Annotated in this window: 1 rRNA gene; it reads right to left on the minus strand. The window is 34.7% G+C overall.

Going from position 1 to position 311, the window contains the following annotated elements:
- Nucleotides 1-216: 216 nt before the first annotated feature.
- Nucleotides 217-311, minus strand: a 5S ribosomal RNA gene (gene rrf / locus CD150_RS12965); the annotation flags it as partial.

Below are 311 nucleotides of genomic sequence, written 5' to 3' on the forward strand. Positions count from 1 at the left end.
AATTTGTGTTATTAATAACACGTTGTTTTGATTCAACATTTAATGTTGAAATCGGAATTAACGTTGACATATTGCAATTCAGTTTTCAATGTTCATTTGTTTCAATCACAAGAATTAATTCTACAGGTTTTGACTTTGAAAGTCAAATACTTTTTAAAATTAATCTATGATAATCATTATTCCATAAAAAAACGACCCAAAGGTCAAAATGGAATTGCCTGGCAACGTCCTACTCTTGCGGAACGTAAGTCCGACTACCATCGGCGCTAAGGAGCTTAACTTCTGTGTTCGGCATGGGAACAGGTGTGACC

The organism is Staphylococcus ureilyticus (assembly GCF_002902235.1).
Taxonomy (GTDB): domain Bacteria; phylum Bacillota; class Bacilli; order Staphylococcales; family Staphylococcaceae; genus Staphylococcus; species Staphylococcus ureilyticus.